We start from the raw sequence: 210 nt of genomic DNA on the forward strand, positions 1-210 counted from the left end.
TACTGCCAGGATGGCGATGATGGCGTGTGCGGAGCGTTCCAAGAGCAGCGCGACGACGTCGCCGGGGCCGACGTGGTGTGCGGCCAGTTGGTGGGCCAGTTGGTTGGCGGCGTTGTCGAGTTGGTGGTAGGTCCATGAGCGGTCCTGATAGACCAGGGCGATGGTGTTGGGGGTGCGGGTGGCTTGCGCGCTGAACAACTGCGGTATCGA

The 210-nt window shown here is 64.8% G+C and carries 1 protein-coding gene; it reads right to left on the minus strand.

The genetic code is table 11. The features are described 5' to 3' along the window. Window positions 1-210, minus strand: a 210-nt coding sequence (locus tag F0Q45_RS27405) for an AMP-binding protein (protein ID WP_149656752.1), incomplete at both ends; no start/stop codon positions are given.

Origin of the sequence: Mycobacterium simiae (genome assembly GCF_008370645.1) — a bacterium.
Lineage (GTDB): Bacteria > Actinomycetota > Actinomycetes > Mycobacteriales > Mycobacteriaceae > Mycobacterium > Mycobacterium simiae_A.